This is a genomic window from Lentzea jiangxiensis (assembly GCF_900104175.1).
GTDB lineage: Bacteria > Actinomycetota > Actinomycetes > Mycobacteriales > Pseudonocardiaceae > Lentzea > Lentzea jiangxiensis.
On the sequence record NZ_FNIX01000001.1, the window covers coordinates 1419733 to 1443275 of the forward strand.

The 23543-nt window shown below is 69.7% G+C and carries 20 protein-coding genes; 7 read left to right on the forward strand and 13 right to left on the reverse strand.

Translation table 11 applies throughout. The features are described 5' to 3' along the window. Window positions 1-5: 5 nt before the first annotated feature. Entirely contained in the window at window positions 6-614 is a 609-nt protein-coding gene (locus BLQ91_RS07000) for a LysE family translocator (protein WP_090095741.1), read from the forward strand. Here the strand turns inward: BLQ91_RS07000 and BLQ91_RS07005 are convergent. The 4 genes from BLQ91_RS07005 to BLQ91_RS07020 form a co-directional block, all read right to left on the reverse strand. Next, the gene (locus tag BLQ91_RS07005; protein ID WP_090095742.1) at window positions 611-2782 is read right to left on the reverse strand and encodes an ATP-binding protein; all 2172 of its coding nucleotides are present in this window, start codon (window positions 2780-2782) and stop codon (window positions 611-613) included. The two genes, BLQ91_RS07000 and BLQ91_RS07005, sit on opposite strands and share 4 nt — an antisense overlap. 64 nt (window positions 2783-2846) lie before the next feature. Beyond that, a complete protein-coding gene (locus BLQ91_RS07010) occupies window positions 2847-5297 on the reverse strand; it encodes a DUF2156 domain-containing protein (protein ID WP_143022541.1) in 2451 nt (816 codons plus the stop codon). After that, window positions 5294-6592, reverse strand: a complete 1299-nt coding sequence (locus tag BLQ91_RS07015) for an alpha/beta hydrolase (protein WP_090095744.1) — start codon at window positions 6590-6592, stop codon at window positions 5294-5296. The genes BLQ91_RS07010 and BLQ91_RS07015 overlap by 4 nt, the downstream gene beginning before the upstream one ends. Window positions 6593-6683: 91 nt before the next feature. Then, window positions 6684-7622, reverse strand: a complete 939-nt coding sequence (locus tag BLQ91_RS07020; protein ID WP_090095745.1) for a maleylacetate reductase — start codon at window positions 7620-7622, stop codon at window positions 6684-6686. A 101-nt stretch (window positions 7623-7723) separates the two neighbouring features. Here BLQ91_RS07020 and BLQ91_RS07025 point away from each other — a divergent pair, with 101 nt between their 5' ends. Further along, the gene (locus BLQ91_RS07025; RefSeq protein WP_090095746.1) at window positions 7724-9574 is read left to right on the forward strand and encodes a Xaa-Pro dipeptidyl-peptidase; all 1851 of its coding nucleotides are present in this window, start codon (window positions 7724-7726) and stop codon (window positions 9572-9574) included. Between the two features lie 39 nt (window positions 9575-9613). Further along, a complete protein-coding gene (recQ, locus tag BLQ91_RS07030) occupies window positions 9614-11608 on the forward strand; it encodes a DNA helicase RecQ (RefSeq protein ID WP_090096062.1) in 1995 nt (664 codons plus the stop codon). Window positions 11609-11875: 267 nt separating this feature from the next. Here the strand turns inward: recQ and BLQ91_RS07035 are convergent, their stop codons facing one another. From BLQ91_RS07035 to BLQ91_RS07045, 3 genes are all read right to left on the reverse strand, one after another. Then, entirely contained in the window at window positions 11876-12574 is a 699-nt protein-coding gene (locus BLQ91_RS07035) for an RlpA-like double-psi beta-barrel domain-containing protein (RefSeq protein WP_143022542.1), read from the reverse strand. Window positions 12575-12626: 52 nt separating this feature from the next. After that, window positions 12627-14657: an NACHT domain-containing protein gene (locus BLQ91_RS07040; RefSeq protein WP_143022543.1), complete on the reverse strand. Its 2031-nt coding sequence runs from the start codon at window positions 14655-14657 to the stop codon at window positions 12627-12629. A gap of 169 nt (window positions 14658-14826) precedes the next feature. Continuing rightward, on the reverse strand, window positions 14827-15018 hold the full coding sequence (locus BLQ91_RS07045; protein WP_090095749.1) for an antitoxin: 192 nt from the start codon (window positions 15016-15018) through the stop codon (window positions 14827-14829). 202 nt (window positions 15019-15220) lie between these two features. Here BLQ91_RS07045 and BLQ91_RS07050 point away from each other — a divergent pair, with 202 nt between their 5' ends. The 4 genes from BLQ91_RS07050 to BLQ91_RS07060 all read left to right on the forward strand — a co-directional run bounded on the left by BLQ91_RS07050 (window position 15221) and on the right by BLQ91_RS07060 (window position 16777). Further along, complete coding sequence (locus tag BLQ91_RS07050; RefSeq protein WP_090095750.1) at window positions 15221-15499, forward strand: hypothetical protein; 279 nt, start codon at window positions 15221-15223, stop codon at window positions 15497-15499. Beyond that, complete coding sequence (locus BLQ91_RS07055) at window positions 15496-15726, forward strand: response regulator transcription factor (RefSeq protein ID WP_218130161.1); 231 nt, start codon at window positions 15496-15498, stop codon at window positions 15724-15726. The genes BLQ91_RS07050 and BLQ91_RS07055 overlap by 4 nt, the downstream gene beginning before the upstream one ends. Further along, on the forward strand, window positions 15723-15944 hold the full coding sequence (locus BLQ91_RS40125) for a hypothetical protein (RefSeq protein WP_143022544.1): 222 nt from the start codon (window positions 15723-15725) through the stop codon (window positions 15942-15944). The genes BLQ91_RS07055 and BLQ91_RS40125 overlap by 4 nt, the downstream gene beginning before the upstream one ends. A 137-nt stretch (window positions 15945-16081) precedes the next feature. Then, window positions 16082-16777 (forward strand): peptidylprolyl isomerase, encoded by a 696-nt coding sequence (locus tag BLQ91_RS07060; protein WP_090095752.1) that lies wholly within the window; start codon window positions 16082-16084, stop codon window positions 16775-16777. Here BLQ91_RS07060 and BLQ91_RS07065 read toward each other — a convergent pair. From BLQ91_RS07065 to BLQ91_RS07090, 6 genes are all read right to left on the reverse strand, one after another. Continuing rightward, the gene (locus BLQ91_RS07065; protein WP_281199259.1) at window positions 16774-17316 is read right to left on the reverse strand and encodes a TetR/AcrR family transcriptional regulator; all 543 of its coding nucleotides are present in this window, start codon (window positions 17314-17316) and stop codon (window positions 16774-16776) included. The two genes, BLQ91_RS07060 and BLQ91_RS07065, sit on opposite strands and share 4 nt — an antisense overlap. Window positions 17317-17419: 103 nt before the next feature. Further along, the gene (locus BLQ91_RS07070; protein ID WP_090095754.1) at window positions 17420-18580 is read right to left on the reverse strand and encodes an acyl-CoA dehydrogenase family protein; all 1161 of its coding nucleotides are present in this window, start codon (window positions 18578-18580) and stop codon (window positions 17420-17422) included. Window position 18581: 1 nt separating this feature from the next. Next, the gene (locus tag BLQ91_RS07075; protein ID WP_090095755.1) at window positions 18582-19667 is read right to left on the reverse strand and encodes a CaiB/BaiF CoA transferase family protein; all 1086 of its coding nucleotides are present in this window, start codon (window positions 19665-19667) and stop codon (window positions 18582-18584) included. Window positions 19668-19731: 64 nt separating this feature from the next. After that, the gene (locus tag BLQ91_RS07080) at window positions 19732-20850 is read right to left on the reverse strand and encodes a Glu/Leu/Phe/Val family dehydrogenase (protein WP_218130162.1); all 1119 of its coding nucleotides are present in this window, start codon (window positions 20848-20850) and stop codon (window positions 19732-19734) included. Window positions 20851-20858: 8 nt separating this feature from the next. Next, entirely contained in the window at window positions 20859-22019 is a 1161-nt protein-coding gene (locus BLQ91_RS07085) for an NAD(P)/FAD-dependent oxidoreductase (RefSeq protein WP_281199261.1), read from the reverse strand. Beyond that, complete coding sequence (locus tag BLQ91_RS07090) at window positions 22000-23484, reverse strand: aldehyde dehydrogenase family protein (RefSeq protein ID WP_090095757.1); 1485 nt, start codon at window positions 23482-23484, stop codon at window positions 22000-22002. The genes BLQ91_RS07085 and BLQ91_RS07090 overlap by 20 nt, the downstream gene beginning before the upstream one ends. Window positions 23485-23543: the final 59 nt, after the last annotated feature.

Consider the following 23543-nt stretch of genomic DNA (forward strand, 5'->3'; position numbering starts at 1 on the left):
TGCCCATGTCGACCGCCGCGCTCCTGAGCTTCTCGCTCATCGCACTGCTCACCGTCCTCACGCCCGGCCTCGACACGGTCCTGGTGCTGCGCACGGCGCTGTTCAGCGGCAAGCGCGCTGCGATGAGGGTGGTGCTCGGCATCTCGCTCGGCTGCCTGGTGTGGGGGGTGGCGAGCCTCGCGGGCCTGACAGCGCTGCTGACGGCGTCGGAGCTGGCCTACGACGTCGTGCGGTGGCTCGGCGCGGCCTACCTGGTCTACCTCGGCGCGAAGGCGTTGTGGGACTCGCGCAAGGCCGTGTCGCTGGAGGACTCCCGTCCGGTGCCGACCGCGAAGGCGTCGTTGCGGGTGGGACTGCTGACGAACCTGCTCAACCCCAAGGTCGGCGTCTTCTACCTGTCGCTGCTGCCGCAGTTCATGCCTGTGGGTCAACCCGCGTGGGGCGCTGTCCTCGTCACCGTGCACCTCGGCCTCGGTCTCGTGTGGTTGCCGTTCCTGGTCGTCGTGGCCGGTCGCGCCCGTGCTTTCCTGCTGCGGCAACGGGTTCTGCTGGACCGCCTGACCGCGTCGGTGCTCGTCGCGCTCGGGCTGAAGCTGGCGTTCGAGGCGCGCTAGCGATCGGTCGCGGCCGAGCGGTGCCACGCCGCGAGGGCCGTCCTGCTGGGCAGTCCGAGCTTCACGCTGATGTTGACCACGTGCCGGTCCGCCGTCCGCGGCGAGATGAACAGCCTCGCCGCGATCTGCTTCGACGTGCACCCCTCCGCGACCAGGCCGGCGATCGTGAACTCCTGCCTGCTCAGGCCACCGGGCAGGGCGGGCACGACCGGCCGGCGCTCGGAGGCCGGCACCGGTTCGAGCGCGAACGCCACGGCCTGTTCGGGACGCAGGTCGGCCCCCAGGGTCGTGATCACCTGGTAGTCGTCGCCGAGCGCGCGGCGGGTGCCGCGGTCCGCCCGCTCCAGCACCTGCTGGAACGGGCTCATGCCGCCGAACGAGATCCGGGAGATCCGTTCCTGGGACCGCAGGGCGCCCAGCAGCCGGGCGGCGCGGTCGAACGCCCCCAGTTCCGCGCACGCGCAGGCGAGCAGCCACAGGCTGAACGGCGCACCCCACGTGTCGCCGAGCGTGAGCTGGATCCGCAACGCCCTCAACGCCGGCCCGTGCACCTCCGCCGGGTCGCCGTGCAGCAGCTCGTGGAGCCCGCGCAGCCACAACCCCCAGGCGTGCGACCAGTTCACGCCGTTGCTCTCCGCCTGCCTGATGAGCCCGGTCGTGGCCTTGTCCGCCGCTTCGGCGTCCAGCAGGAAGCACGTCGCCATCGCGTGCATGAGTTCGGTGATGTAGGTGTCACCCGGTGAGGCGTGCCGACGGCACAGTTCGACGACGTGCGCGTACAACGGCACGCAGTCCGGCGACCCCTCCACGAAGAAGAGGTGCGTGGCCTCGGCCAGAACGAGGTGCACGTCGGTGACCGGCAGCCGTGGCAACGTGCGCGCTTCGTTCATCAGCGGGATCGCCGTCGCCATGTCGCCGCGTGCCTGCGCCATGTACGCGCAGTGTGCGAGCAGCGACGTCCGCAACGGTGCCTCGGTGATCGCCTCGCGCGCGGCCGCCAGCAGGTCCCAGGCCTGGCCGAGCATGCCGGCGAACGACGTGAACCGCGCCCTCTGGCCGTTCATCGCCATCGTCGCCCCGACCGCGGCGAGACCGGGGGTGCGCAGGGCGTGGCCGATCGCCGCGCGGACGTTCGGCCACTCCTCCCACAGCCTGCCCATCCACAGCGCCTCGCCGGGCGAGAACCACGAGCGGGCGACCTCGTCCACGAACTCGTTGTAATGCAGCGCGTGGCGGCGCAACGGTTCATCCGCGTCCGTCAGCAGACGAGCACCGAACTGCGACACGGCGCTGAGCAACCGGTACCGCGTCTCACCGGTGACAGGACTGGTCGTCGCCACCACGATCGACCTGCGGACCAGCGCGCACAACGGTTGCTGCACGTCCGCGTCCGCCACCGCCTCGGCCGCGGCGAGGTCGAAGTCCGCGGGGAACACCGACAGCGCCGCCCACACCAGTCGTTCCTCGTCCGTGCAGCGCCGCGCCGCCCACCCGAGCACCTGGTCCAGCGTGACGGGCCCGAGCCCGTCGAGCACCTCGGTCAGCGGCGTCCCGGCGGGTCGTGCCGCCACGAGCTCGACGGAGAGCGGAAGTCCGTCCACCGCCGTGCACAACGCGGTGACGTCGGCCTGCTCGGCCACCACCCCGGCCCGGTCCTCGAACAGCCGCACCGCGTCGTCGACGCTCAACGGGGGAACCCGCAGCACGCGTTCGCCGTAGATGCCGAGCGGCTCCCGCGAGGTCACCAGGATCGTCAGGCCCTCGCAGTCGCGCCGGAGGTGGTGCACGAGGTGCCGCACCGCGTCCAGCAGGTGCTCGCAGTCGTCCAGGACGAGCAGCAGGTGCTTGTCGTGCAACGACTCCACGAGACGGCCGAACCCGCCGTCCGGTGCGTTGTCGACGATCCGCAACTCGGCCGCGACCACGCGGGCGAGCAGCGCCGGGTCCCCGAGGTCCCCGAGCCGCACCCGCCGGACGCCGTGCTGGAACGCCTCCGCCGCGGCGAGCGAGCGCCCCGCCTCCACGGCGAGCCGGGACTTGCCGGCACCTCCCGCACCCGTCAGCGTGACCAGCCTGGTCTCGCGTAGGAGCACCTCGGTCTCGGCGAGCACCGCACCGCGGCCGATGAGCGTCGTGGTCTGGGCGGACAGGGTGCCCCGCACGGTCATCGGCGCATCTTCGCCCAGCGCGGCGGGGGTGTGATGACGAGCATCACGTCACCACCCCTTCGGCCTAGCGAGTTCGGCCATGCGTGGCCACCCGCCCACGCGGCCGGATGATCATCTTGCTCGCGAGCCGCAGCCCCTGGCGTGCGTTGAGGTGCGGCAGGTACGCGCGGCTCACCGCGTTCGCGATGCGCGGCAACGCCGCCGAGTCCGGGTACGCCATGAACATCGGCTGGTAGGCCGGTTGGAACTTCGCCTTGAACGCGAACAGCGACCGGAACCCGTACACCGGCTCGAGCACCTGGCCCGTGAAGTCGAGGACGCGCTGCAGCGCCCGAGGACGCTCGCCCCGGTCCAGCCGCGCGAGCGGCGCCCCGGACAGGCTGAGGAACCGCGCCCCCTCGGCCTGGAGCTGTTGCGCCGCCGAGGCGATGAGGAACTCCATCGAGCCGCGGAAGCCGTGCGTGCGGCGGCGCATGAAGTCGAGCGTCCACCCCACGACCTCACCGTCGGCGTACACCGGCAGCCAGCTCGTGATGCCGTGCACCGTGCGGTCGCCGTCCACCGCCAGCAGGCAGCGGACACCGTCGCCGGCCAGTTCCTCCAGCCCGCCCAGCGTGAACCCCATCTCGGGCAGGCCCTTGTCCGCCACCCACTCCGCCGAGATCGACCGGATCTGGTCGGTGATCGCGTACGGCGCGTCGGCGTACGCGCACCACTCGGCGGTGATGCCGGCCTTGGCGGCCTTGTTCAACGCCGTGCGCACGTCCTGCCACTTCTTGCCGGTGAAGCTCAGCGCGTCCAGTTCGACCACGGTGTCCTCGGCGACCTGCACCGCCGACCACCCGAGATCCTCGACCACCTCCTTCGTCTCCGTGCCCACGCTGTAGAGGCACGGCGTCCACCCGTTGCGGGCGCAGAACTCCGCGAACCCGCGCACGGCCTCGGCCCGTGCCGGGCCGATCGGGTCGCCGACCGTGAGCGCGATCGTCGCGACCACCCGGTACGCGACCGCCGTCTCACCGTCGGGCGTGAACCAGTACTGGTTGCCCCGCCACGTCGTCATGTACGACAGCGACGAACCGCCGTAGCGCCGCATCAGCTCACGCGCCTGTGCCGCCTCCTTCTCGCACGACGAAGGCCACGTCCGCCATGACGCCATCAGCAGACCGGTCAGCACGATCAGCCAGAACACCACGCCCGTGTACTCGAACAGCAGCGTGCCGGCGAAGCCCTCCGCCTGAAACCGCAACGGCACCAGGTCGAGGTAGCCCGGCGGCAGGAACCGCGTGGGCAGGTCCGCGAGCAGTGCCGTGAACCCCGGTTCCGGCGTGAACCGGTCGCGGACCAGGTACCCGCCGAAGACGTACAGCGCCGACAGCAACGTGACGCTGCCCGCCGTGAACCGCCAGAACTTCGTGACGGCACGCCGAGGCAGACGCACGTCGAAATGCCTGCGCGTCCACAACAACACGCCGATGATCGCGAGCGGAGCCAGCATCGGCACACCGAACGAGACCGCGAGCTCCAACGCCGTGGCGTCCGGGAACTGTGCGACGTAGACGACGTACGAACCGATGAACGCCGCATACGCCACGTTGAACACGAGCGCCGACCGCCACGCGAACCGCCGGCCGCGTCGCAGTCCTTCCGCCAGCACGAGCAACAGCAACGCCGGCAGCAACGACATCACGAGCGCGGGGAACCGGCCGTACGACAGCTGGACCGCCATCGTCCGGCACGACTCGACCGCGTCCGCGCCGCACATCGCGTCGACGTCGTCCTGCGAGGGTTGCGCGACCGCCACGACGTCCGCGAACCACCACAGCGGGCCGTTCGGGTACGGCGACATCATCGACACCACCGGCCCGAGTGCCGAAGCCGCGAGCAGCAGCGCCACCAGCACCCGCGTCTCCTGCAGGGAACGCGCCCGGGACTCGGGACCGTTCCCGAGGAAGAGCACTCCGACCACCAGTCCGGCCACGCCACCGGACAGCCTGAGCAGATCTTCGAGCCAACCCGAGTACAGGGTAAGCACCAGCACCGACAAGATCGTCAACAACCGGACGCGACGCCTCCACAGCGGCGGCATCCGGAACGTCAGGGCGAGCACCACGCCCACGCCGCCGATCGACGGGCCGGTCGCGACCTCGCCCACGAGCGACTCCGGCCAGCCCCAGTGCACGTCCCGCCCGGCCAGCACCATCCCGAGCCCCAGGAACGAGCCCAGCACGTGCGAGGTCAGGAAGATGGCCGCTGTCCGCAGGACTCCGAACGCGCGTTCCGCCGCCACACCGGCCGCCAGCAGCAGCACGGTGGTGCCCACGTACCCCAGCAGGTCCATCGACCACAGCGCCGAGGTCAAGACGGTCCACATCGGACTTCCGGTGCCGAACCCGGTGGCCGCGAGCAAGTCCTCGTCCGCGCCGCCGATAGCACCGGTCAGCGCCCCGACCGTCCAGAAGACGATCAGGAAAGCGCACGTCAGCGGCGCGGTGCGGAGGAGCCGGGCGATCACCTGACGAGTCCCGTCCGCCGCGCGAGCCACGGCAGCGACCCGAAGAGACCGTCCCTGGCCATGTTCCAGTCGTGGTTGTTCGGCAGTTCTCTCCACTGCACGTCCATTCCGGCTTTGCGGCAGGCCTCGAACACCTCGGCGTCGGCCTGGCGGTAGGTGACGTCGTCGCGGCCGGCGACGACCACGCCCGCGGTACGGGGGAACCGCTGACCGGCGAGGACGTCCATCGGGTTGACCTTGGCGAAGGCGGCCTCGTCGCCGCCGAACGCGGCCTTGACCGTCTCTTCTCGCGTGCCGAGCGAGGGCTCGCGCTGGGGAGCGAGGGCGATGAAGTTGCCGTAGACGTCCGGCGCGCGCACGGCCAGCTGTAGCGAGCATGTGGCGCCCTGGGAGAAGCCAGCGACGGTCCAGGCCTCACGGCGCTCGTCGACGGTGAGCCGTTGCCTGATCCACGCGGGCACGTCACGCGCGAGGTACGTCTCGGACCGGCCGAGCTTCGAGTCGAGGCACAGCGGGTTCGCCGTCGATGTCCCCAGTTGGTCGGCCACCACGACGATCGGTGCGAGCCCGTCGTGCTGCCGCGCGTAGGCGTCGAGGTTGTCGAGGATCCGGCCACCGTCGAACCAGTCGCGCGGGCTGCCCGGCTGGCCCGCCATCAGGACGACGACGGGCAGCCGCGGACGCGGGGTGGTGTTGTAGGCGGGCGGCAGGTAGACCCACGCCGGTCGCGCCTGGAACGCGCCGGGGATCTCCGCCTCGGAGACGGTGCCCTTGTCCGGCAGCCCCTCCGGCCTCGTCCAGACGTCGGCGAGCGTCTTGCCCACCGGCACCTCGACCACGCCCGACGCCGGGGGAGCGGCTTCGTTGAGGTCGACCCGATCGTTCCTGAACAGGTCCAGCACGGCGCGAGTGGTGGGGTACTGCCCGAAATGCGCGTTCGTCGCGACCACCGCGCTCATCACCACACCCAGCGCCAGCAGCACACCGAACGCACGGCCGTACCAGCGGCCGGAGCGCAACCGCACCACTGCGAGCGTCAAGGCGACAAGAACCGCACCGAGCCACACGATCAGCACGGTCGGCAGCGGCTCCGGCCACGGTTTCCACACGTGGTCGACGACGAGAGCCAGCCCGGTCACCGCGAGAGCGCACGCGAGCACGACGATCGGCAGGACGCGGACCCGCCAGGTCCGGTCCTTCCGAACGGCCAGGTACGCGATGGCGAGCACGGCCGCGACCGTGGCGGCCTGGGGGATCGGTCCGTTCGTCAGCGACAGGTCCAACGGGCTGAGCATGCCGCAGATGCTTCAGGAACTCTTCAGGTTCCACATCGGAGGTTCGTCTGAGTCCGAAGAGGTGAACATCAGCCTGAAGAATGACAACCCGTCAGTCGGATGATGCGTCGCGCCACGCGTCCGTCAGCACCCGCAACGCTTCCGGGTGCTCGGCGATCTCCGCGGCGCGGGGCAGATCGGACTCCGCCATCCCCAGTTCCCGCAACGACGTCGCGGCGCCGAACCGCGTGGCGGTGCCGTGGACGCGCCTGGCCAGATCGGCCGGCGCGGTGTGGGGGAGCAGCGCCGTGTGCGTCGCGGCGTGCGGCATTCCGAACGAACCGCCCAAAACGTGCGCGAGTTTGTGGTGCAGTCCCATCGGGACGGACGCCAGGCAGGTCCCCGCGAGCCACGCCGACGACAGCAGTTCGGTTCGTGCCTCCACAGTGGACGGGTTTTCGCTCAAAGCGTGCAAAACGCCCTCGATCGCCCTGGTGGCGATGGCGTCGACCAACGGGTTTTCGTCGCCCCTCGCGGCGACGGCGTGCGCGAGAGCGTTGAGCGCGCTCGTCACCGTGACGTCGAGGGGCAGGTCGAGCGTCAGGTCGACGTCGTAGATCACCGTGTCGGGCTGCACCGCCGCGTCGCGCCGCGTCTTCTTCCGCCCCGACGCCGTCTCGCCGAGCACCGGCGTGACCTCGGACCCGGCGTAGGTCGTCGGCAGGACGACCTGGGGCACGCCGGCGCGCACCGAGAGCGCCTTGGACAACCCCGTGCTGGACCCGCCGCCAACTGAAACGACACAGTCCGCGCCGTGTTCCTGCAACAACGCGAGCGCGCGCTCCGTGACTTCGACCGGCGTGTGCATCGCCGCGCCCGTGAACCTGGAGGCGAGCAGCGGGCCGAGTTGCGCGGCCACCCCGTCCCCGCCGTGCCGGGCGACCAGCAGCACCCGCGCCGCGCCGAGCCGCTCGACCTCGGCCCGCACGGTGGAGGCGGTGCCGCGGCCGAAGACGACGCGGGTGCGTCCGGGCTCGAAGGTGAAGCTCACGGAGGACGAATATTCGCGAGCGACGCCGCGGGCGCAACAGCACAGGGTCAAGCCTTTCGGCTCTGACGGGGCGACTTCGTCACTCTTTAGCGTGAATCTTCATGAAGCGTGTTCGTGTTGTAGTGGCGTTAGCAGGGGCCCTGACCCTGACGCCCATCCCTGCCACAGCGGCGACACCCGCGTTCACCCTGTCCGGTGGCGTGTCCGCGCCGATCCACTCGATGGCCGACGCCGTGCGCGAGACCGTCTACGTGGACTCCGGGCTCGACCTCGACGGCGACGGCACCCGCGACAGGGTGGCCGCCGACGTCATCCGGCCGTCCACGACCGGGCGCGTGCCCGTGATCATGGACGCCAGCCCCTACTACCAGAGCGCCGGCCGGGGCAACGAGTCCGAGGTCAAGACCTACGACTCCGCCGGTGTGCCGGTGAAGTTCCCGCTCTTCTACGACAACTACTTCGTCCCTCGCGGCTACGCCGTGGTGCTGGTCGACTTCCTCGGCACGAACCGGTCGCGCGGCTGCGTCGACGTCGGCGGCCAGTCGGAGATCGCGTCCGGCACCGCCGTGATCGACTGGCTCAACGGCCGGCGCACCGGCTATTCGACCCTGACCGGTTCCACGACGAAGTCCGCCTCCTGGTCGACCGGTGCCGTCGGCATGATCGGCAAGTCGTGGGACGGCTCGATCGCCAACGGCGTCGCGGCGACCGGCATCGACGGCCTGAAGACCATCGTGCCGATCGCGGCCATCAGCTCCTGGTACGACTGGTTCCGCTCGGACGGCGTCGCGTACCCCGGCTACAGCTCGCCGACCGGGCTGGGCTCGCAGTTCGAGAACTCGAACGCGCGCTCACGGTGTGGCGCCGTGCGCACGCAGATGACGAACGGCTCTCCCGCCAACGGCGACTACACGTCGATGTGGCAAGCGCGTGACTTCGTGCGCAACGCCTCGCGCGTGAAGGCCTCCATCTTCGCGATCCACGGCCTGAACGACCTCAACGTGAAGACGCTGCAGTACGGGCAGTTCTGGGACGCCGTGCCCGCGTCGGTGCCGAAGAAGCTGTGGTTCTCGCAGACCGCGCACGTCGACCCGTTCGACTTCCGGCGCAGCGAGTGGGTGCCGACGTTGCACCGGTGGTTCGACCGCTGGCTGCTGAACGTGCAGAACGGGATCGAGAACGAGCCGCAGGTGTCCGCTGAACGCGCACCGGGCCAGTGGGCCGACGACCAGACGTGGCCTCCTGCGGGGACCGTCAGCACCGTGCTGCGTCCCTCGGCCGCGGGGCTCGGCACGACAGCGGGAACCGGAACGGCGGCGTTCACCGACAACGGCAGCGCGACGCCCTCCACCTGGCTGTCGGGTTCGAACACCGGCCGGGTCCTCTACTCGACCGCCCCGCTGACGTCGGACCTGCGCGTCGCGGGCACCTCGTCGATCACGGTCGGGGTGTCGTCGTCCACGCGGACCGCGCACCTCACGGCGTACCTGGTCGACTACGGCCCGGCTCGGGTGCGGACCGGTGAGGGCATCCGGACGCTGACCACGGAGTCGTGCTGGGGCGAGAGCCGCACGGGCGACGACGCCTGTTACCGCGACACGGAGGCAACGGCGGGCAACGTCGACGCCCAGATCATCGCGCGCGGATGGGCGGACCTCGCGAACTACGAGTCGCTCTCGGTGCCGCGCACGATCACGCCGGAGACGAAGTACCGCATGACGTTCCGACTGTCCACAACGGACCACGTGGTTCCGGCGGGGCACCGGCTGGGCCTGCTGATCGGTGGCACCGACTCGAGCGCGATCGTGCGGCCGAGCCAGCTGCCGAGGCTCACCGTCGACCTGGCGGACACCTCGGTGCGCGTCCCGGTGAAGGGCCCGGTGCCGGCCGCCTCGACGGCTCCGCTGGTGGCGAGCAGTGTTTCCGCTGGTACGAAGGGTGCGTTGGGCTAGCGAACCGGACTGTCGGTGCTGCTCGCTAGCATCGGCGACATGGGTTCAACCGACGGTGTCGACGGTGTCGACCTCGGAGACGCGCTGCAGGTCCTGCAGCGCGTCTTCGGGTACCCCGAGTTCCGCGGCGACCAGGCCGCCATCGTCGAGCACGTGATCGCCGGTGGCGACGCGCTCGTGCTCATGCCGACGGGCGGCGGCAAGTCCCTGTGCTACCAGGTTCCGGCGCTGGTCCGGCCGGGCACGGGCGTGGTGATCTCCCCGCTCATCGCGCTGATGCAGGACCAGGTGGACGCGTTGCGGGCGCTGGGCGTGCGCGCGGGCTTCCTGAACTCCTCGCTGTCGTGGGACGAGCGCAGGATGGTCGAGGCCGAGTTCGTCAACGGCGAGCTCGACCTGCTCTACCTGGCGCCGGAGCGGCTGACGTCCGAGGCCACCCTGAAGCTGCTGGAGCAGGGCGAGATCGCGCTGTTCGCGATCGACGAGGCGCACTGCGTCTCCCAGTGGGGCCACGACTTCCGGCCCGACTACCTCTCGCTGACGCACCTGCACGAGCGCTGGCCGAAGGTCCCGCGCATCGCGCTCACCGCCACGGCGACGGAGGCGACGCGCCAGGAGATCCTGACGCGCCTCGACCTGGGCGACGGCCGCCAGTTCGTCTCGAGCTTCGACCGGCCGAACATCCAGTACCGCATCGTCGGCAAGAAGGAGCCGAAGAAGCAGCTGCTGGACCTCCTGCGCGGCGAGCACCAGGGCGATGCCGGCATCGTGTACTGCCTGTCGCGCGCGTCGGTGGAGAAGACGGCGGAGTTCCTGGTGGCCAACGGCATCCCCGCGCTGCCGTACCACGCGGGCCTCGACGCGTCGGTCCGCCAGCGCAACCAGGCCAGGTTCCTGCGCGAGGACGGTCTGGTCATGGTCGCGACCATCGCGTTCGGCATGGGCATCGACAAGCCGGACGTCCGCTTCGTCGCCCACCTCGACCTGCCGAAGTCGGTGGAGGGCTACTACCAGGAGACGGGAAGGGCGGGCCGCGACGGCTCGCCGTCCACCGCGTGGCTCGCCTACGGCCTGCAGGACGTGGTGCAGCAGCGCAAGATGATCGAGTCGTCCGAAGGCGACCTGGCCTTCCGGCGCCGCTCGCAGGCGCACCTCGACGCGATGCTCGGCCTCTGCGAGACGATCACGTGCCGCCGCACGATGCTCCTCGAGTACTTCGGCGAGTCCGGCGTCCCCTGCGGCAACTGCGACACGTGCCTGACGCCGCCGGAGTCGTGGGACGGCACCGTGGCGGCGCAGAAGATCCTCTCCACGGTCTACCGGCTGCGCAAGGAGCGGAACCAGAAGTTCGGCGCCGGCCAGACCATCGACATCCTGCTGGGCCGCAAGACCGCCAAGGTGATCCAGTTCGACCACGACCAGCTCAGCACGTTCGGCATCGGCGAGGACCTGAACGAGAGCGAGTGGCGCGGTGTGGTCCGCCAGCTCCTGGCGCAGGGGCTGCTCGCCGTGGAAGGCGAGTACTCGACCCTGGTGCTGACGGAAGCGAGCTCCGAGGTCCTGGGCCGCAAGCGCGAAGTGAAGCTGCGCAAGGACCCGACGCCCACCCGCTCGACGACGCGCACGGCTTCCGTCCCCGCCGCCAAGCCGAAGGTCGACCTCCCCGCCAACGCGGGCCCGCTGTTCGAGCAGCTGCGCGAGTGGCGCGCCGGCCAGGCCCGCGAGCAGGGCGTCCCGGCGTACGTGATCTTCCACGACGCCACCCTGAAGGCCATCGCGGCCTCCCGGCCCGGCTCGCTGGCCGCGCTGGGCGAGGTGAGCGGCGTGGGCCAGGCCAAGCTGGCGAAGTACGGCGAGCAGATCCTGGAGGTGGTGGCGGGCGCCGGTTCCGCCGCACCCGCCCCGGCCACGCCTCCGCCCGCCAGGTCCAAGCCGCGCACCACCAGCACCGGCGGCGCGGCGTGGGGGGCGGGCGACGGCGCGGCGGACGAGTGGCCCGAGCCGGAGGAGCCCGACGAGCCGATGGACTGGTGACCGGGCCGCTCGGCGACCACAGGACCATGCGCCGATCGCGGCCGTGCCGGCACGGCCGCGCGGCACTGCTGGGGTGAGCCGGGCCTCCAGCCGTGCCGAGGCCCTGTGCCACACCGCCGCCACCTCGGGCACCTGCTCCGCTGCCGACCGGCCCACGCCGGCTCGCCGGCCATCGCGCCAGACGCCTGCGCCCTTGCTCGCCCGCCAGCTCACACGACCGGCAACCCGTCCACCGGCGCTCTGTGACCCTCTGGCGTCGGGACCGGCTCAGGTCACCTTCTCGATCTGAACGCGCTTGATCACGCTCTTGCCGGACTCCCCGACGAGCGCGAACGCCTCGCTGTTCAGCACGACGCAGGCAGGTCCGACGCCGACGATCCGCACCGTCGACTGCTTGCCGTTGTCGAGGTTGGTGACCCGCACCGAAGTCCCCACGGGGAGCTGCGACGAGAACGCACCGGGCGCGCCGCCGACGGGCGACAACCCGACGGTCGCACCGTCGCACACGACCTGCCCGACCACTCCGGAAGCACGCACTCGTGACACCGGGGTTCTGGTCGTCGGAATCGGTGCGGGCGCGTTCCCGACGATTTCCACGCGCACCCGGCGAAGAACGTTCTCCGAACCATCCCGATCGGAATCGGCTGACCGCACAGCATCGAATGCCGCGGTGTTCAGCACCGCGCAGCCGCCGGACTCCGCGACGACCGCAAGGGTGACCGCGCGGCCGTTCGCGAGATTGGTGACGCGCAACGACGTGCCGACGGGAAAGCGGTCCGACAACACACCCGCCGGTCCGGTGGAGGCGACGGCGCGCACCGGTTGCCCGCCGCACACCTCCTTGCCCGCCAAGTCCGGCTGTGGCGCGGGCGCGGCGGATCCGGAGAGCGCGAAAGCCGTTCCCCCGATGGCCGCCACGACGAAGAACACCCCGGCGCCCGCGATCCAGCCCCGTGACCAGCGCATGTGCACCACCCCACCTCTCCTGCGAGGCGTACGGCCCGCGGATCAAGAAGGTTCAACGGCGCGTGGCCCGGACCAGCGCGGTCGGGTCGCACGACGCGAGGTGGTCGCGCAGGGCGACGTGCGTGAAGCGGTACTCGCCGTCGACTCGCGTGAGCAGCAGCCTGTCCTGCGCGAGGTGGAGCAAAGCCTTGCGGCGGAACGACAACTCGCCCAGGGACAGCGGCCTGGTGACGCCCTCGGCGGCGACTTCCGCCAGCGCGTCGAACGGCCAGACGTAGTCACGAGCGGCGGTCGGGGTCACCAGCAAACCCAGTGCGACGCCCAGCGCGGTGCCCCATGATCCCGTCGCGCCGATCCCGCCCAGCAGACCGGCCGCGCCGAGAACCGGGATGGCGGGCTGGACCCACCACGGCCGCCCGAGCCGCATCCGTTGATGCTGCGCCGGACGCACCGTGCGCCACACGCGCCCTACGGCAGCCGCGAAAACGCCGCCCGCCACGCCTGCGGAGAAACCGAGCCCCATGCCCGACAGCACCGCGTAGGGGCCGGTCCAGATCATCGCGACGCCGGGCGCGGCGGCGATCAGCACCGCCCACGGCACGGGCGCGTCACCCGGTATGAACCCCAACGCCAAGAAGAATGACGCCACCACCACGAACACGTAAGTCACGAAATACGGCCACGACGTTCCGATCTCGCCCAGCCACAGTCCGACGAGCCCGACCAACGATCCCGCGAGCACGCCGGCGAGGAATGCCAACGCGGCCGTGATGATGCCATGCGCGCGTCCGGGTGGGTGGAAGACGTGCGGCAGTTTGTTCACCATCACGAGCAACGCGGACGCCGTGACTACGAACACCAGAGCGGACCACAGCCCGAGGCGCAGTCCGGTCATGAACGCCACGGCAGACACACCACCGGCGTACGCGGCAGGGACTGCGCGGATGAACAACAACCACAACGGACGCGTCGGTAGCAGTGGAAGCCAAGCACGACGGTGAGGCATGTGCACGGGTGCGCCGAGGTCTGGTCTGTCCAACCGCGCGAGGAACTTCAACGCGCGAATGGTGGGTCCCGCACCGCGTTGCCCGGAGAGCCGTTCCACCACGAAGGAACCCACGAAGTCGGTGCCGATGGTGTCGACCTGCTTGTCCAGGTGCGTGAGAGCCAGCAGGTTCAACGCCAGCGGTGAGTCCAGCCGCTCCCAGATCTCCGGGGTGAGAGCGGACTCCAGGCTGTCAAGACGAGGGCTGACCGAGGCGATGTACTCGAGCACCTGGCCGCGCGACAACGGCTCGACGAACACCGACGGCAGGTTCTCGATCGGACCTGTCGAGCACACGACCGAGGCGAAGGGCGCGAGCTCGGACTCGCAGTGCGCCCGATCGACGCGCGGCACCTCGTCCAGGCCGTCGACCAGGACCGCGACGCGTTCCCGGCGCAGCCAGATCGTGCCTGCCGAACGGCTGATGCCGTAACGCAGGTTCATCTCCCGCAGCAGCCAGGAGGTGAACTCAGTCGGCTTGCGCGTGCCGTACGCACGCCAGGTCGCCAAGTCCACGACGACGGGAATCGGTGCCTCGGGGTCGTTGCGCGCCCGTTCGACGAGCGCGAGGCACAGTTCGTGCAACAACGTCGACCGCCCGCTGCCCACCGGCCCGACGAGGACCATGGTGTGACCGAGGCGGTCGTAGACGGCTTCGAGATCAGAGGAGGAGATTCCCTCGCCCTCGACCCGCACGGCGAGCCGGGGCTGCTTCAGCACGCCGAGCTTGATCTGCGTCTGAGCGGCCAGCGAAGACGCGAGCAGCGCCTTCACCCGCGACTCGACCCGGCTGAGCGCGGCGGTCCGGCTGCTGGTCTCGTGCCCGCGGACCCGCTCCCAGAGCGCGAGGCCGATCGCGACGAGCACCATCGCGCCGACCGCGGGCCACAGCCACCGCCCGAACTCGCCGATGAACCCCGGTACGGCCCCGCCGGTGCTCACGCTGATGGCTGCGGGAAGCAGCAGGACGACGGTGACCAGGCACAACGCGGCCAACGCGGTCAGCCGTGCCGCCCTTTTCACACCGCTCGGATCCACTTCCACCTCCGCGATCCCGGCGAACGACGGTAACCGTGCTGCCGGGATCGCGGAAGTGACTCGGGCTCGCGTGCACGCACGCAGACGCGGGATCGTCCGATCAGGCGTAACTCACATGCGAACCAACCGCATGCACAGCCTTCGGAGACCCACGCCGGGCAGACCTGTCCTACTGCTGCTGGCCGCCGAAGTTCCGGAGGCCTTCCTTGAGCTTGTCCTCGCCCTGGTCGATGTGCTCGGTGTGCTTGCCGCCGGTCTTGTCGTCGGCGAACTGCCCAGCACGTTCCACACCCTGGTCGACCTTGTCGTCGTGCTGGCCGATGAGGTCCTTGGCCTTGTCCTTCATTTCCTCGAAGCCCATGACTGCATCACCTCCCTATGGAGCGCGGGTACCCGGTCTCGGATCCGGAACACCTCACTGGATCGAGTGAAGTGCCGCCACCGGGCTCACCCGCGCCGCGCGGCGGGCAGGCAGCCCGCACCAGTTGTGAGTGCGGCGAGAACGAGCACCACCACGCCGACAGCGACCACAGATACTTGCAACGGCCACTCGATACAACGCCGTGGCCGAGCCTGCTCCCACCACCGCGATCACCGTTGGCCAGCGCACCGACCGGTTCACCCTCCACATCGGACCGCTGCACCAGCGCGTTCTCGGCGTGCTGGCAGGGCAGGACGTACGTGAGCCCGGCCGCTTCGAGCGCCTTGACATCGACGTCACCGCGGACCTCAGGCAGCGTGTTCGCGCTCGTCAGGGTCGCGATGACCAGTTTGTCGCAGTACACGAACTCGCCTGCGCGGCAACAGCCGCGCAGCCTCTCCGCGCGAGGTCGATGTCGTGAAACTCGCCGCGATCGGGAGGACGAACGCCGAAATCGCACGGAAGCTGTTCATCTCCGTCGGCACGGTAGAGACGCACCTGACGAGCGTTCAGACCAAACTGGACGCGGGCAACCGCATCGACATCGCCGACTGGGCCTGGCAAACCCGGCTGGTCGACCACAAGCAGGACCCGCAACCGGTCTGCGGACAGAAGCCGCGCCGCCCGCCACCAGAATTCGCGCAATGAAGAAACTCCTGTTGCTATTCCCCTGCGGCGTTCACGGCGTGCGGCTCGAAGAGCTACACCTACGAGGCCTTCTACGACATCGAGAGCATCGCCGGGCCGAGGTGTCGCTCACCGTGCCTGGCGGCAACTCATCGACCGAGGTCGTGGACCTGCCGGTGCGGAACCGAGGCCTGCTCGCCAACGCCCTCGGCAAGGTGAAGCCACAGCAGGGCAGGTGATGTGCAAGTTCCGCCTGAAGAAGATCACCGGCTCCGGCTCCGAGGCGGCCTGGGAGTACGAGATCACCGCGGACATGGACGAATGAGTGATCCGTTAACCCTTGCCGGGCCGCCTCCGGCTCCACTAGGAAACGCGCATGAGGCGAATCGCAGCTGGTCTGGCAGTGGCGGCACTGGCCGTTGGGTTCATCACCACGGGCACCGCGGCCGCCGAGGAGCAGGTGGCCAGGCCGGACTGCGGCTACACCGCGACCCCGGAGGAGCCGGCCGCTCGTCCGGTCACGATCCCGCGCGACCCGTGGTTCACCAAGGGCAAGGTCCTCGTCAAGGTGAGGACCAACCAGGGCGACGTGCCACTGCTGCTCGACCGCAGCAAGGCGCCGTGCACGGCGCACAGCTTCATCCACCTGGCGCTCCGCGGTTTCTACAACCAGACCGAGTGCCACCGCCTCACCGCGTACCCGACGTTGAAGGTGCTGCAGTGCGGCGACCCGTCCAACACCGGTGAGGGCGGCCCCGGCTACAGGTACAAGGACGAGCTGCCGACGGATCTCGAGCCCGTGCCGAACGACCCGACCGGCCAGCGCCGCATCTACCCGCGCGGCACGCTCGCGATGGCCAACGCCGGCCCGGACACGAACGGCTCGCAGTTCTTCCTCGTGCAGTCGGACTCGACCCTGCGCCCGAACTACACGGTGTTCGGCCAGATCCTGCCCGAGGGCCTGAAGACCCTGGACAAGATCGCGGCCGGTGGCATCGCCGGGGAGAACCCCCTCGACGGCCGCCCGAACGTCAAGTCCGAACTCAAGTGGGTGCTCCCGCTCGGCATCTAGTTCGAGGCCCAGCCCTTCAACGCGCCGTAGAACGCGTCGGAGAGCCGCCGGACCACCTGCTCGTCGGGTAGTCCGGCGGTTTTCGTGAGGTCGAGGATCTCCCTCGGGTCGAACAGGGCGTTGTGCAGGAAGCGCGCCACGTTCAGCAAAGAATCGGGCAGCGAGAGGTCGATCAGCACGCCGCGCAACGCCTGGTCCCACGCGCTGCATGACAACGTGGTCATTCCGTCGCCGCCGTGGAGGCGTTCCAAAAAGCCTTTCTGGGACCAGAACCGCACTATCACCGGACCGTGCACGCTCTGCAGCTTCACCCAGCGCGTGGCCTGGTGCTCGAACAGTTCTTTGCCGGTCTTGCGAGACCGTTCGCCGTGCTCGACCAACGACGCTATGACGTCCTCGTGGTACGCGATTACCAGCGCCTCCACGGACGGGAAGTGCCGATAGGCCGTCGCTTGCGAAAGCGCCGCTTCACGCGCGATGGACTGCATCGTCGCGGTTGCTGGTTCAGCCCGCAGGACGTGCGTCGCGGCTTCCAGCAATCGCTTGCGGTTGCGGCGTGCGTCACTGCGGCTGTTTGTCTCTTCCGGCAGAACGCCCTCCTACCCCGCGAACCGATGGCGAGGTGCAGGATAGGGCGAACGATCAGCGGAATGATGCGATTCCGGTCAACGCGTGGCCGATGGATAGCAGGTGGATGTCGGAGGTCCCCTCGTAAGTAAGGACCGATTCCAGGTTGTTGGCGTGGCGCAAAGGCGAGTACTCGAGCGAGATGCCGTTCGCGCCGAGGATGGTGCGGCTTTCCCGGGCGACGGCGATGGCCGACTCGACGTTGTTGTACTTGCCGACGCTGATCTGCTCGGGCTTCAGCGTGCCGGCCTCCTTGAGCCTCGCGAGGTGCAGCGCCAGCAGCATCGAGTTGCCGACCTGCACCGTCATGCCCGCGAGCTTGCGCTGGGTCAGCTGGAAAGCGGCGATCGGCTTGTCGAACTGGACGCGCGTGCCGGAGTACTCGAGCGCGGCCTGCAACGAGTCCCGCGCCGCGCCGACGGCCCCGAACACGATTCCGAACCGTGCCTCGTTCAGGCAGGAAAGCGGAGCGCGCAAGGAGGTCGCGAGCGGCAGCCGAGCACTTTCCGGCAGGCGCACGTCCTGCAGCACCAACTCGGAAGTGACGGATGCTCGCATCGACAGCTTCTGCTTGATGTCCCGGGTGGAGAATCCCGGTGTGCCCCGAGGAACGAGGAATCCTCGAATTCCCTCCTCCGTCCGCGCCCAGACGGTCGCCACGTCCGCCAGACCGCCGTTGGTGATCCACGTCTTGGTGCCGTTCAGCACCCAGTCCCCGCCGTCCCGCACGGCCCGCGTGCGCATGCCGGACGGGTTGGAACCGAAGTCCGGCTCGGTGAGCCCGAAACACCCGATGGCCTCACCGGCGGCCAGCCGCGGCAGCCACTCCTGCTTCTGCTCCTCCGACCCGTACTTCCAGATCGAGTACATCGACAGCGAGCCCTGCACGGACACGAAGCTGCGGATGCCGCTGTCCACCGCCTCCAGCTCCAGGCAGGCGAGCCCGTACGCCAGCGCCGACGTCCCGGCGCACCCGTACCCCTCCAGGTGCATGCCCAGCACGCCCAGCTTGCCCAGTTCCCGAGCGAGTTCGCGCGGGAGGACGCCCTCCTCGAACCACGAGGCGATGTGCGGCCGCACATGGTCGGACAGGAACGCCGCCACGGTGGCCTGGATGTCGCGCTCCTCGTCGCTCAGCAACGACGGGATGTCCAGCAGCTCCAACGGGTCCTGCACGTCACTGCTCCAGCTTCGGCGGGCGCAGCCGGTAGGTGACCGGCGTGCGCGACAGGCGGATGGGGTTCGCGACGAGCGTCATGTCGCCGATCGTCGCGGTGGGGTTGAGGTCCAGCGACTCCGCCAGCGCGAACGCGCGCGCGACGTCGTTCACCGGCCCGCACGGAACGCCCAGCGGCGTCAGCGTCTCGAACCAGTGCTGGGCCGGCCGCGACCGCAGCCGGGCGGAGAGGACCTCGAACAACGCATCCACGCTCTGCACGCGGTCGGAGTTCGTGACGAAGCGCTCGTCCGTGGCGAGCTCCGGCACGTCCAGCACCGAGCACAACCGGCGGAACTGCCGGTCGTTGCCCACCGCGAGCACGATCGGCTGGTCGGCCGTCGGGAACACCTCGTACGGAGCGATCGACGGGTGCCGGTTGCCCATCGGCTGTGGCACCGAACCGGCCAGCGTGAAGCCCGCGCTCTGGTTCACCATGCTCGACAACAACACCGTGAGCAGGTCCAGCTCGACGAGCTGACCCAGCCCGGTCGCCTCCCGGTGCCGCAGCGCCGCCAGGATTCCGACGCACGCGTGCAGACCGGTCAGCACGTCGACCAGCGCCACGCCGGTCTTCACCGGCGCGTGCGGGCCGGGCCCGGTGACGCTCATCAACCCGCCCACGGCCTGCACGAGCAGGTCGTAACCGGGCAGGTCCGCACCCTTGCCCGAACCGAACCCCGAGATCGAGCAGTACACGAGGTCGTCACGCCCCAGCGACTCGTAGTCCAGCCCGAACTTCTTCATCGTGCCCGGCTTGAAGTTCTCGACCACGACGTCCGCCCGCGCGATCAGCTCGCGCGCCCGCTCCCGGCCCGCCCCGGTGGACAGGTCGATCTGCACCGACGTCTTGTTCCTGTTGACGGACAGGAAGTACGTCGCCTCGTCCTCGTAGTGCGGCGGACCCCACGTGCGGGTCTCGTCGCCCCTGCCGGGCTGCTCGACCTTGACGACCTCGGCACCGAGGTCACCCAGCACCATCGTCGCGTACGGCGCCGCCAGCACGCGGCTGAAGTCCGCGATCACCACGCCTTCGAGTGAACTCATGCGATCGTCTCCCGCCGATCGGTCCCGGTTGCCCGTCCGCCTGCCGCCACGGCTGCCGGCACGGTCATGCCACCCGCCCGCGCAGCTTCATCGCGGCCAGCACGCGTTCCTGCGCCAGCTCGCGCGCCGCCACGTGCGTCGTGGTGCCACGGCTTCTCGCTTCGACGACGACCTTCGCCGCGTTCGCCCTCAGCTTCGAGGACACGGCGTCGAGCACCGTCGCGGGGTTCACCGGGAAGGGGGAGTACCGCGCGTCCATCCCGAACGCCGCCGCGACCACACCGCCGGCGTTCGCGATGAAGTCCGGCACGACGGTGATCCCGCGTCCCGCGAGAACCTCCTGTGCCGCAACGGATGTCGGCAGGTTCGCGCCCTCGACCACCAGCGCGGTGTCGAGCACGCCCGCGAGATCCGCGTCGATCACGTCCTGCAGCGCGGCCGGCACCAGCACGTCGCACGGCACGCGCAGCTCGGCACCGAGCGGACGGACTCCGCCGTACTCCTCGACCGCGATATCACCGAACTCCGCCCGCAACTCCAGCAGCCTGGTGACGTCGAGTCCGTGGGGATCCACCAACGCGCCGTGCACCGACGACACGGCGACGACGACGGCGCCCAGTTCGGTGAACCGCTTCGCCGCCGCGGCGCCCACCGCGCCGAAACCCTGCAGGGCCACGCGTTTGCCGCGCAGCTCCACCAATTCGTCCGCCACCTCGGCCACGCCGTACCCGGTGACGCCCAGCTCGTCGTACGGGAGACCGCCGAGTTGAGCCGGTGCGCCCATCATAGCGCCGCGGTCCGACAGTTCGTCCTGGACGATCGCAGCGTCCCGTTCGGTGAGGCCCATGTCGAGGCCGAACACGTACTCCCGCGGCACCTCGTTGGACAGCTTGCGCGCGAACGCCCGCAGCGCCGCTTCCTTGTCGGGGGAGGCGGGGTCGAACCTGATCCCCGCCTTCGCGCCGCCGAAGAAGAGGTCGACCCCGGCCCACTTCCACGTCATCACGCGCGCGAGGCGGGCGATCTCGGAGACCGTCACGTGCGGGCTCATCCGCGTGCCGCCCTTGCCCATGCCGCGCGCGGTGTTGTCGATGACGAGCACGCCCTTCACGCCGGTGCGCCGGTCGGACACGCAGACGACCTTCTCCGGACCCCACTCGTCCATGAGCTCGAGAACGTCCATCACATCCCTCACACGCGGTTGAGTTCCGGCCGTGCTTTGCCGGCGGCGAACCTGGAGGCGTCCAGACTGGACACGTCGACGAAGGGCTCGCGGTCAAGCACGAGGTCGCGCACGACCTCGCCGACGGCGGGACCCTGCAGGAAGCCGTGCCCGGAAAAGCCCGTGGCGTAGTAGAAGCCGCCGACGGAGCCGATCAGGGCGTTGTGGTCCGGCGTCACCTCGTACAGCCCGGCCCACCCGTCGCGCACGCCCACGTCCAGCAGCTTGGGCGCACGCCGGCCGATCGCCTCGGTGAGGCGGGGCAGCCACGCGTCGGACACCTCCAGCTTGAAGCCCGGCGTCTCGTCGGGGTCGGACATGCCGAGCAGCAGTCCGCGGCCCTCGCGGTGGAAGTAGAAGGTGCTGCCGAAGTCGATGGTGAACGGTGTCACCCCATCGTGTAGCTCCGGCATGGGTTCGGTGAACACGACCTGGCGCCGCAGGGGAGAAACCGGCAGGTCAACGCCCACCATCTCGCCGATCTCCCGCGACCAGGCGCCGGCCGCGCAGACCACTTTCCGCGCCGAGACGGTGCCGCGGTCGGTCTCGACGCGAAAAGTGTCGGACCCCGTCCCTACGATCGATCTCACGGTTGTCCTGGTGCTGAAGCGGGCACCGAACCGGCGGGCCGCGGTGGCATAGCCGAGGACCACGGACTCCGGAGTGCAGTGTCCGTCGTCCGGCGAGAAGGTCGCCGCGAGCAGGCCGTCCGCTTCGACCAACGGCGACATCCGCCGTGCTTCCTCGACCGTCACCATGCGGCTGGGTACCCCGAGGGAGTTCTGGAGGTCGACGTTGCGCTCGAACGCCGTGACGTGTTCGTCGGAAGAGAGGAGGAACAGGTAGCCGACCTGGTGCAGATCGATCTCCTGCCCGGGCCGCTGCGGAAAGCGCTGGAACAGTTCGATGGATCGAGCTCCGAGCCTGATGTTCAGCTCGTCGGAGAACTGGGCGCGCACCCCACCCGCCGCTTTGCAGGTGGAGCCGGAGCCCAGCTCGTCCTTCTCGACGACCACCACATCTCGGACGCCTGCCTCGGCGAGGTGAAAGGCGATGGACGTCCCCATCACCCCGCCGCCGATGACGACGACTTCGGCCTGACCGGGCAGCTCAAGCCAGTCGGAAGTCAAGGTCCGCCTCGATCGCGAGAGTGTCCATCTGCGCCTTCTGCAGCTTCCCGGAGTAGTCCCAGTTCATGGACTGCCAGCGGGTGAACTGGTCGAGCACCCACACGCCCGACTGCCGGGAGCCGTTGCCGCTCTTGCCGTTGCCGCCGAACGGCAGGTGCGCCTCGGCCCCGGACGTCGAGTTGTTGACGCTCACCATGCCGGCGGAGATGCCGGCGCGGAACCGGAAGGCCTTGTTCGGGTCCGTGGTGTAGATCGAGCACGACAGGCCGTAGCCCGGCTTGTTGCCGAGCTCGATCGCCTCGTCCAGGTCCGAGTACCTCATGACGCCGACGATCGGTCCGAACGTCTCCTGGAGGAACAGTTCGTCGTCGTCGCGCACACCGGAAACGATTGCGGGGTGGTAGAAGAAGCCGTTCTCACCAGTGAAACCGTTGCGCGGGCTGGAGTTTGTGATGCGGCCGGTCGGGCCGTGCACCGTGTGGTGCTCGCCGATCCAGCCGAGGTACTTCTCGTACGCCAGCGCGAACTTCTCGTCGAGCATCGGTCCATAGAGGACATCGCCGGTCGGGTCGCCCACGGTGGCACCGGCCACGGCGTCGACGAAGCGGGACAGGAACTCGTCGTACACCGACTCGTGCACGATTGCCGTGCCGAGCGAGGTGCAGCGCTGCCCCGCGGACCCGAAGCCGGCGAACAGCGCGCCCTGCACGGCCAGGTCGAGGTCGGCGTCCTCGGTGACGACCATCGGGTTCTTGCCGCCCAGTTCCAGGCACGGTGCCTGGAGGTGGCGCCCGCACAGCTCGCCGATCCGCGCACCGACCTCGCTGGAGCCGGTGAAGCCGACCTTGTCGACCAGGCCCTGCCGCAGCGACTGCTCCAGTCCGGTGAACGTCTCCGAGCCCTCGGCGAAGACGATCTCGAACACGCCGGCCGGGATGCCGGCGGCCTGGAACACGTCGTAGAAGGCCTGCGCCGACGCGGCGGAGTACTCGGCGGGCTTCCACACGACCGAGTTGCCGCACAGCAGCGCGGGCACGATGTACCAGGACGGCACGGCGACCGGGAAGTTGCCGGCGGTGATGATCGCCGCGACGCCCACCGGGTTGCGGAACGTGAACAGCTGCTTGTCCGGCATCTCCGACGGCACCGTCTGCCCGTACAGGCGCCTGCCCTCGCCGACGAAGAAGTCGCAGGTGTCCACGATCTCCTGCACCTCGCCGCGGGCCTCCGCGATCGGCTTGCCGATCTCGCGGGTCACGAGCCGGGAGAGGGGTTCGGAGTTCGCCTCGACCAGCCGGCCGATGTTGCCGATCACCTGACCGCGCACAGGTGCGGGCACACGTGCCCACGCGCGTTGTGCGGCTTTTGCCCGCTGGGCGGCGTCGACGAAGGTGCGACTGGTCCCGAGCTCGATCTCGGCGACCACGTCGGAGGTGTTCGACGGGTTCGTGGAGACGTAGGGCATGCATCCACCCTGGCGGCTGTGGGGGTGGATGCGCCAGAGGCCGCAGAATGAAACCTCGC

Excerpts from the sequence above, each read along its gene's own strand:
- BLQ91_RS07000 (WP_090095741.1), top strand. The coding sequence starts at position 6 with ATGTCGACCGCCGCGCTCCTGAGCTTCTCGCTCATCGCACTGCTCACC.
- BLQ91_RS07005 (WP_090095742.1), bottom strand. The coding sequence starts at position 2,782 with ATGACCGTGCGGGGCACCCTGTCCGCCCAGACCACGACGCTCATCGGC.
- BLQ91_RS07015 (WP_090095744.1), bottom strand. The coding sequence starts at position 6,592 with ATGCTCAGCCCGTTGGACCTGTCGCTGACGAACGGACCGATCCCCCAG.
- BLQ91_RS07025 (WP_090095746.1), top strand. The coding sequence starts at position 7,724 with ATGAAGCGTGTTCGTGTTGTAGTGGCGTTAGCAGGGGCCCTGACCCTG.
- recQ (WP_090096062.1), top strand. The coding sequence starts at position 9,614 with ATGGGTTCAACCGACGGTGTCGACGGTGTCGACCTCGGAGACGCGCTG.
- BLQ91_RS07035 (WP_143022542.1), bottom strand. The coding sequence starts at position 12,574 with ATGCGCTGGTCACGGGGCTGGATCGCGGGCGCCGGGGTGTTCTTCGTC.
- BLQ91_RS07045 (WP_090095749.1), bottom strand. The coding sequence starts at position 15,018 with ATGGGCTTCGAGGAAATGAAGGACAAGGCCAAGGACCTCATCGGCCAG.
- BLQ91_RS40125 (WP_143022544.1), top strand. The coding sequence starts at position 15,723 with ATGAAGAAACTCCTGTTGCTATTCCCCTGCGGCGTTCACGGCGTGCGG.
- BLQ91_RS07060 (WP_090095752.1), top strand. The coding sequence starts at position 16,082 with ATGAGGCGAATCGCAGCTGGTCTGGCAGTGGCGGCACTGGCCGTTGGG.
- BLQ91_RS07075 (WP_090095755.1), bottom strand. The coding sequence starts at position 19,667 with ATGAGTTCACTCGAAGGCGTGGTGATCGCGGACTTCAGCCGCGTGCTG.
- BLQ91_RS07080 (WP_218130162.1), bottom strand. The coding sequence starts at position 20,850 with ATGGACGTTCTCGAGCTCATGGACGAGTGGGGTCCGGAGAAGGTCGTC.
- BLQ91_RS07090 (WP_090095757.1), bottom strand. The coding sequence starts at position 23,484 with ATGCCCTACGTCTCCACGAACCCGTCGAACACCTCCGACGTGGTCGCC.